At 37.6% G+C, this 8,356-nt stretch carries 7 protein-coding genes; 6 read left to right on the forward strand and 1 reads right to left on the reverse strand.

What is annotated here, in order from left to right; all coding sequences use genetic code 11:
- Positions 1–126: 126 nt before the first annotated feature.
- The 6 genes from DD649_RS17205 (at position 127) to DD649_RS17230 (ending at position 7,943) form a co-directional block, all read left to right on the forward strand.
- Positions 127–1,143, forward strand: coding sequence for a LacI family DNA-binding transcriptional regulator (locus DD649_RS17205; protein WP_294109830.1), 1,017 nt, complete (start codon positions 127–129; stop codon positions 1,141–1,143).
- A 624-nt stretch (positions 1,144–1,767) separates the two neighbouring features.
- Positions 1,768–2,574, forward strand: a complete 807-nt coding sequence (locus DD649_RS17210; RefSeq protein ID WP_294109832.1) for a protein bax — start codon at positions 1,768–1,770, stop codon at positions 2,572–2,574.
- A gap of 263 nt (positions 2,575–2,837) precedes the next feature.
- Positions 2,838–4,256 carry an MBOAT family O-acyltransferase gene (locus DD649_RS17215; RefSeq protein ID WP_336430997.1) on the forward strand — a complete coding sequence of 473 codons (1,419 nt, stop codon included), beginning with the start codon at positions 2,838–2,840 and terminating at the stop codon, positions 4,254–4,256.
- On the forward strand, positions 4,243–5,403 hold the full coding sequence (locus tag DD649_RS17220) for an SGNH family hydrolase (RefSeq protein ID WP_294109836.1): 1,161 nt from the start codon (positions 4,243–4,245) through the stop codon (positions 5,401–5,403). Before DD649_RS17215 ends, DD649_RS17220 begins: the two co-directional genes overlap by 14 nt.
- The gene (locus tag DD649_RS17225) at positions 5,375–6,601 is read left to right on the forward strand and encodes an SGNH/GDSL hydrolase family protein (RefSeq protein WP_294109838.1); all 1,227 of its coding nucleotides are present in this window, start codon (positions 5,375–5,377) and stop codon (positions 6,599–6,601) included. The genes DD649_RS17220 and DD649_RS17225 overlap by 29 nt, the downstream gene beginning before the upstream one ends.
- A gap of 520 nt (positions 6,602–7,121) precedes the next feature.
- The gene (locus DD649_RS17230) at positions 7,122–7,943 is read left to right on the forward strand and encodes a helix-turn-helix domain-containing protein (RefSeq protein ID WP_294109840.1); all 822 of its coding nucleotides are present in this window, start codon (positions 7,122–7,124) and stop codon (positions 7,941–7,943) included.
- Positions 7,944–8,015: 72 nt separating this feature from the next.
- On the opposite strand, the gene DD649_RS17235 is transcribed toward DD649_RS17230, so the two are convergent.
- Positions 8,016–8,356, reverse strand: a 341-nt coding sequence (locus DD649_RS17235; RefSeq protein WP_294109842.1) for an Ig-like domain-containing protein, incomplete at its 5' end; no start/stop codon positions are given.

Here is an 8,356-nt window from a genome sequence, read left to right on the forward strand (position 1 = left end):
ATTCGCTTTACTCATATTAATAGTGCATATTTTCACCCTATAAATAAGACGAGGTAAAACAAATTAATATCCACCTTATTATCCTAGACCTTTGTTACACTTGCTATAAAAAAAGGTATTTGCGTTATGACTAAAAAAAAGAATAGTTCGACATATCAACCCTCTATTAATAGTAAAGATGTCGCTAAATTAGCAAATGTCTCACAATCAACTGTTTCACTTGTTCTTAGCGGTAAATCAAAAGGTAGGGTTTCTGAAGCCACTCGATTACGCGTTTTAGCTGTCGTTGAAGACTTAAATTATCAACCTAATGTCAGCGCTCAAATGCTACGTAATGGTTCATCAACCAATATTGCCTTTGTGGTACCTGATCTACAACAACCCTATTTTGGAAAAGTTATTTATGCCGCAGAGATAGCGGCTGCTAAATCAGGTTATTCTGTTATTCTCCTCGACAGTATCGCTAATGATGAATGGTGCGATAAACTCATTTCCCTTTTTCAAAGTAAAGTAATAAGTGGCTGCATTATATATGCTTGTAGTGATGAATTTACGCTCAAATTAGCCAGTTATAGAAAACAAATCGTCTATATTGAGCCCGATAATGAAGACAATATTGATATTGAGCTTAATATTACTGAAACAACGAATAAAATCATCGAATACATTCAGCAATCAGATCGTTATCGAATCGGTTACTTTCGCGCTGAATTCCCTAGAAGGCATTTTCTTAGACGACATCGCATATTCGAAAGTAAATTTAATGCACTAGAACACCAAAATAAAACACTGCATCTTGAATATTCAACTTTCTCTGTTGAAGAAGCGACTTATCGCGCAGAAATATTACTCCAAACCCAGCCTAATCTCGTTATCTGTGATGATGATTTACTTGCAGGCGCCATTTATCGTGCGGCAAGAAAACATAATATTGAGATACCACAAGACATCGCTGTTATTGGTTTTAATGATACAGACCTTTGTCATTATTTATATCCTGAATTATCAACGGTACAGATCCCTGCCGAATATATAGGTGCCTTAGCAATCAAAATGCTTATAGATAGGGCAAATGATATTCAAGTCACTGAGCAAAAAGAACTCATCGAACTTATTTATGTTCCCCGCAATTCGACCCGCTAATTTATACTGGGTGATCATTCTTCAATGACTCATTATTAAAATAGTCACTCATTCACCCTTTCCAGAGACATTTAACTAATAGGTAATATTAACATTATCAGCATTACAATTTATCACCCAAGAAAGAGATTATTTAATCAAAATATGTCACCTCCCACTCCATTTTCACGACCTTTTAAAATGATTTTTTTAGATAAAACCTATGCTAAATTTACTTTTCTTTTATTGTGTTTTACCCACCACTTTCTTACTCATTACTAGGACATGTAAACATTCCTAAAAAGATGCATTTCTCAATTTGATTAAAAAATACACCACTAACCGCTCATTTATTAACCAAAATAACCTTTCAATAAGTACATGAATTGATTGTATTTTGATCAAATTTAACTTATGTAACGCCAACATCAAGGCAAATAAGTAATGATAATTTATAAATAACCAAAAGGTACTATAAATTATTTTAGCTAACCACTAAAAAATAAACATAAATTTAATTTACCCTCAAACCATAACAAAACAATACAGAAATTTAGCTAATGTCAGCCGGATATAAGTAGCTCATGAAAAATTATTCTGCTACTATTCGGTCGAATTTTGTTCAGAGATACTTAGGAGAAGCAAATGCCCTCTCGAACGATGAGGACAAAAGCCGTCTTCGCTTTCTTATTTTTACTATTATTTTCGAGTCTTAGTTTAGGCTCTACCAGCACCAGTACCATGCTCAAAAAAGAGTATTCTCACAAGGCAGTGCAGAGCACAAATCAAGCTCAAACATCGTTGCCTGATTTGCGAAAATACCCAACTGGTACACCACGTAAGAAAGCGTTTTTGAAAACGGTTGTCCCCGTGATTGAAAAAGTCAATCAACAGATTATGGAAGAGCGAAACTGGCTCCTTTCAGTGCGTAAAAACAAGAAGTGGAGCGCACAAGAGCTACGCCAACTGGCTCAAATATGTGATAGCTATGGTATGAAATGTAATAACCCACAACGTATTAACTGGGATAAATTACTCAGTCGTGTGGATATCATGCCGACACATTTAGTGGCGACACAAGCTGCAACAGAATCAGGTTGGGGTACATCTCAACTAGCAACACAAAATGGTAATTTGTTTGGAATGCGCTGCGGAAGCGGGTGTCAGGCTAAACAAGGGAAAGTTAAAGGTTATTCTGTATACTCTTCAGTTGAAGGCACCGTAACCGCCTATATGAAGAATATGAATACCCACAATGCTTATGAATCACTACGTAATTCAAGAGCGAAACAACGTAAATCAACTGATGAGTTAGATACCACAAAACTTATCAATGATATGAAAGGCTACTCAGAGTTAGGTTCTACTTATAACCGCTATTTACAAGAGATGTACGCGAGTAACGAAGAATTGATTACACAAGCTCAAAAAAGAGCAATAACTCGCATTTAATTTTGTATCACCAGGTACAAGACACTAAAAAATCCACTCTCAATAGAGTGGATTTTTTTATTGAGCCAACTAAGATAAATCAGCGCCTAAAAAAGCGCATCAATATAGAGAACAGACATAAGTATGTGACTTAAGTCGTTGAGAGAGACCAACAACGCACCTGCTTGAAATATGACGAGCAATAATCTTATTGCATAAGGCATGATAATAAATATCATAGGGCATCTTCTTACTACTAAAATAATTAACATTTTGAGTCCAACATGAATTTTTTCTCGTTTGAGTTTCTTGGCTCTTTTTTAGTGTTTTTCCTTATTTATTGGAGTTGTCAACCAAGCGCAAAGTTACAAAATGGCTTACTTATTACAGCAAGCTACTTTTTTGTTTATTCATTTAGCCCTGACTTTGCTTATATATTATTCGGCTATACCTTTTTCATTTATCTATTAACTAACTGGCTAACAAATTGGCTCACTAATAAATGGATTTATGTCATTCTAGCCACAGGAATTATTGGCTGCTTTACTTTATTTAAATACTATTCGTTTTTCCAAGAAACCATACAACAAACATTAGACAAATTCGGTTTCAGTGTTGGGCTGCCTATTATTGAGTTGCTCGCGCCATTAGGCCTATCCTTTTATGCTTTCCATTCCGTTAGCTACACAGTCTCGGTTTGCCGTAAAGAAATAACTAAAGCTGACTTTTTTGATGTCACTTTATACCTTGCCTTTTTTCCTAGCATCGTCGCAGGCCCAATTAACCGAGCAAAAAACTTCCTACCGCAAATACAAGCTGAAACTCGGACAATATTAGACACCCGAAAAGCAATACTGCTTATCTGCTTGGCATTAGTTAAGCTATTTTTATTTAGCTCATTTCTTGCCGAGAACTATGTTAATCCCGTATTCGATGCCCCTACTGGATACAGTGCGGGAGAAATCTTAGTGGCAACCTACGCCTATGCTTGGAATATCTATTTTAATTTCTCTGGTTATACCAACCTAGTCACAGGTATTGCGCTATTACTTGGCTATAGAGTACCCGTTAACTTTAATGCACCTTATATGGCCGCTAACCTCAAAGAATTCTGGGCGCGTTGGCACATTAGCTTATCAACCTTTATTCGCGATTATGTTTATATCCCATTAGGTGGCAACCGTAAGGGATTTAGTCGAATGAATACCAACGTTTTTCTCGCAATGGTAATTTCAGGGTTATGGCATGGCGCCGCAATGACATTTGTGGTGTGGGGAGCAATACATGGTTTAGGGATTGTATTACTCAACCTTAAAAGTTTCTGTATGGAAAAATTAGGTTGGACAAAAACATTACCGAACAAAACACTCTCGACTTTAGTGTCGCGTATTATTACCTTCCACTTTGTGTGCTTCGCTTGGATATTTTTCCGCAGCCAAACTTTTGATGATGCAATCATGATGCTCAATCAAATTATTGCACCTGGATTTATTGCCTCTGTCAGTGCCAGCCTTGGATTAATTATCGCTTTTTGGGTGCTACTACTTGCTTACCCTTGTTTTGTTCAAAGTTACCATTACATAGCAAAGAAATATCAACAAATTCCTTGGTACTACTACCCCATTCCATTGGCTATCGTTCTTACCATTATGTTTATGCTTTCTCCATCTGGAATGCCAGGATTTATTTATGCTAACTTCTGAGTTTAAAAATACCCTGATAAAAGCCGGGCAAGTACTCTTTATTGTATTGATTGCAGGTTTATTACTCATCTGGTTGAACCAAAGCTCATTAGAGCGCTTCTGGCAGCAGAAGTATCATCAGGATACTCCATGGTCAAATATGGCAGGAAACGCCACATGGGACTATGGCGCTCATTTAAATGAGGGTATACAAGCAGCGGGGAGTTCTTTTGCCTACCATGCTTCTGGACAGAAAGCGAAAGAAGAGAAAGCAGCGGAAGCTTTAGCCAATCAGCACAGTAAACTCAATTTTCCTCATGATTATCGTGTTGGGCTAAATTTCCTCAATGGCTATGTTTATCCCGCAGAAACCTTATCGGTCACTTTTCCTGAATTACTTAAGCGCCCACAAGCAAGAACAAATAACACCAAAGTTCATTTTGGCACGTTTACAGCTAAGCAAAACATCCCCATCGTACCGAAGCATATCGCCAATATCGCCAAAGGGGATCAAGTACTCTTTGCAGGGGATTCGATGATGCAAGGCATCGCACCCCACGTTAAAAACATGCTCTTGAAAAAATATAATATCGATAGCATTAATTTAAGTAAGCAAAGTACAGGGCTTGCCTATCCTCGCTTTTTTAATTGGCCACAAACTATTGCCAAGGCGTTGAATGATAATCCTAATATTAAAGTATTAGTGGTCTTTTTAGGGCCAAATGATCCATGGGATATGCCACCTCAAGCAGGCTATAAATATGTCAAATTTAAAAGCGAAGGCTGGGAACAGGTGTATCGTGAGCGTATTAGTGATATATTATCGACCGCTCGCCAGCACAATGTCGATGTGATTTGGGTTGGCCCCCCCAATATGCGTAAGAATACGCTATCTGATGGTATGAAATTCCTAAGAAGTCTTTACCAATCCGAGGTCGAGAATCACGGTGAAATTTATTTTTCCGCGAATGATGTCTTAAAATATAAAAATGACACTTATTCCGACTATATTGGGGATGAAAGCAGCACAATTAAATTAAGAAGTGGTGATGGGATCCATTTCAGCACAAAAGGACAACAAGCCATTGCTGAAAAAGTTTTTTCACTCATTCATTTCGAAGAGGAAGCAAAGGAACCTCATGAAACTGAACAATCTACGTCAAGTTAGTCGAAAATTAGCCGCAGCTAGCGTCATTACGCTGCTGTCGCTTGGGCTACTTTCTTGCCAAAATACAGCGGATAGAACCACGACAGTTTCCCCATCAAAAGGCCAACCAGCCACTGAACAAGGGCAACTGATAAATAACGCAGAACCCAATCTGGGCCATTTTGCCAGTAAATTGCGCCAAGGTAACCAACAGGTTCATATTGTCCAATTAGGCGACTCACACACTGCGGCTGACTTTTTTAGTGGTAATCTGAGAACATTATTTCAACAACGCTATGGGGATGCGGGTCTTGGTTTTGTACCACCAATCTCGGTTCCGGGGCAAAGAACTGCCACCATTAATCGCGTGAGTGATAAAAAACAATGGACACTATTTTCAAGCCGTAAAGATGAACGCTTTGATTACCCCTTGGGCGGCTTAATTGCGCAACCTGCCGCCGCAAGTAATAGCATATTGTTAAAGCCATTACAGCCCGCACAAGGAAACTATCAATTACAAGCGCTTTACCAGACAACCTCTGATACGCAGATGAATGTTTCTCCTGCGGCATCGTCCGTACTTTCTTTGCCTGCAACGGGTAGCAGCTGGCGCTTCTCATCGCCAGTTAATACTCAACTACCCGCACAAGTTTCAGTGGGTAAAGAAAATAATTTAAAAATTGGCGGTTGGTTGCTGCGTTCAACACAACCTGGCGTGATGCTTTCTGCGCTCGGTTTAAATGGCGCTACTCTGAGTATGGTTGATAAATGGCAACCACAATGGAGTGAAACCTTGGCACAAATGTCGCCCGATATGGTGATCTTAGCTTACGGTACCAATGAGGCCTTTAACGATACCTTAGATCTAGCAGCTTATGAGCGAGTTTTAAGCGAAAAAATTCGCTTAATCCGCCAACAGGTGCCTAATAGCGTAATTTTATTAGTTGGGCCAAACGACTCAATCAAATTCAGTAACGCCGCAAGCTGTCAGGCACAAATGCCAGTTAACTTAATGAATGTAATTCAAATACAGAAGAAAGTAGCAGCCCAAGAAAATACGTTATTCTGGGATTGGCAAGCCTTTATGGGAGGGCCTTGTTCGATTCGAACATGGGCGGCTCAAGATTTAGCGCGTCCTGATAACGTACATTTGTCTGTTGATGGTTACAAGAAAAGTGCACAAGGTTTATACAGCCAATTGAACCAACTGCTAAACTAATCGCTTTAAATATTATCAACGAGAACGGCAGGGATATGTATTCCTGCCGTTTTTATATTCTATTCCTGTTAGTTTTCCTGCGCATGTTCTCATACTCTGAGGAATTTCCCGCTATTCCACTTTGGACTTTTCTGACTTTTTTATTTATTACCCCATGAAATTTTGCCATCACATCGGTAATGCCAACAAATAACTCAAATAAAAACATTAAGTTAAACCATCAGAAATATGAATATGTCTGACTTTTTTCGACTTTATTTTACGCCCCAAAAAACATAAAAAATCGTGACCATTATTTAAATAAATATTCACACCATAAAATTAGTATCACCTATGTTCAATCGAGAAATAGCATCGTTGTCAGTCGATGTTTATTGAATGAGAGTCAGATAACAAACCATTTTCCAGACAAATAAATACCAAGGTTTGTTTTTGAAAAAAACCGTGAACCACTCTTTGCGATAACCAGAGTCATTTTACGGTCTGCAATCATGGGTAATACTTTATTCAGGTTTATTTTATGTCGATTACTTTTTGTGAAAAAACGTTTCATACCTATATTGAAACACTATCCAATAAAACAAAAAATAGCTTTTATCTTACTCACTCCCTGTTACTAAAAATCAGTATAGGTGAAATTAAAATACGAATAGAAGAGGGACAATGGCAAACGCTAACAACCTCGAATATTTGCTTTCTACCTAAAGGCGGATCTATTGAGATAATCCGCAGTGATAAATATGACTCATTGGCAGTCGATGTAATCCCGATAACCAGCGAGATGCTAAAATGCTTTTACCAACAACATTCTTCTTTGTTTCTCAATAAAACAAAATCAAAATCTGTTAATAATATTTGCTACACCGAATTACAACAAAATCCTATTATTGAAAATGTATTTTATTCTGCTACGAAGGAACTACTTCTACTTTCCAATAACAATGTCATTCACATCCACTTAAGCTTTATACTGTCTTTTTTCCTATTTGTGGATGGATTTATTCCCGCACTGCATGCCTCAATGAACATATCAGTAAAAGATAAGGTCTATGACTTGATTTTTTATGGTGCAGGAAAGCAATGCTGTACTTTAGATACAGTCGCTAAAAAACTTCATATGAGTGCATCAACACTAAAACGTCGTCTATCGAGTGAATACACCAGTTTTTCTAAAATAAGTTTAATGTCTCGGATGAATAAAGCCATGATGTTATCTAAAGCAGATAATATGCCAATGACACGTATTGCACATGAAGTCGGTTATGATGATGTTTCTTATTTTTTACTTGCCTTTAAAAGTTTTCATGCACAACCAGCGGCTACATTCCCATTATTCAAATAATTTATTATTTAACACATTGAACCTCACCATTTATTATGCTGAGGTTCAACTGTTTTTTCTAAAATCACTTTGCTAGAAATAGTGATTATCAATATCTATTTGAGATATCGTATTATCAACTGGTGGAATATCAATTGGCATCACCACGTTATTTTCTACTGGTACTGGTGCAGGACTAACAGATGCATCGGGTAAGGTTGAATCTATCGTAATTTTGCCTGCTATAATTTCCTTATTATCTGCCTTATCTTTCACTTCAATCGTGTATTTATGGGAACCATCAGCCAGTAGCTTGGTGACAGGAATTATCCATTTACCACTTTTATCAGCCTTCCCTTGATAAGTCGCATTAGCAATCTTAAGCTCAACTAACGCATCAGGCTCTGTTATGCCACTGAATTTTGGTGTGTTGA

Source organism: Providencia sp. (genome assembly GCF_003533305.1).
GTDB lineage: Bacteria > Pseudomonadota > Gammaproteobacteria > Enterobacterales > Enterobacteriaceae > Providencia.

Coding starts and splice junctions, on each gene's coding strand:
- DD649_RS17205 (WP_294109830.1), top strand. CDS start 127: ATGACTAAAAAAAAGAATAGTTCGACATATCAACCCTCTATTAATAGT.
- DD649_RS17210 (WP_294109832.1), top strand. CDS start 1,768: ATGCCCTCTCGAACGATGAGGACAAAAGCCGTCTTCGCTTTCTTATTT.
- DD649_RS17215 (WP_336430997.1), top strand. CDS start 2,838: ATGAATTTTTTCTCGTTTGAGTTTCTTGGCTCTTTTTTAGTGTTTTTC.
- DD649_RS17220 (WP_294109836.1), top strand. CDS start 4,243: ATGCTAACTTCTGAGTTTAAAAATACCCTGATAAAAGCCGGGCAAGTA.
- DD649_RS17225 (WP_294109838.1), top strand. CDS start 5,375: ATGAAACTGAACAATCTACGTCAAGTTAGTCGAAAATTAGCCGCAGCT.
- DD649_RS17230 (WP_294109840.1), top strand. CDS start 7,122: ATGTCGATTACTTTTTGTGAAAAAACGTTTCATACCTATATTGAAACA.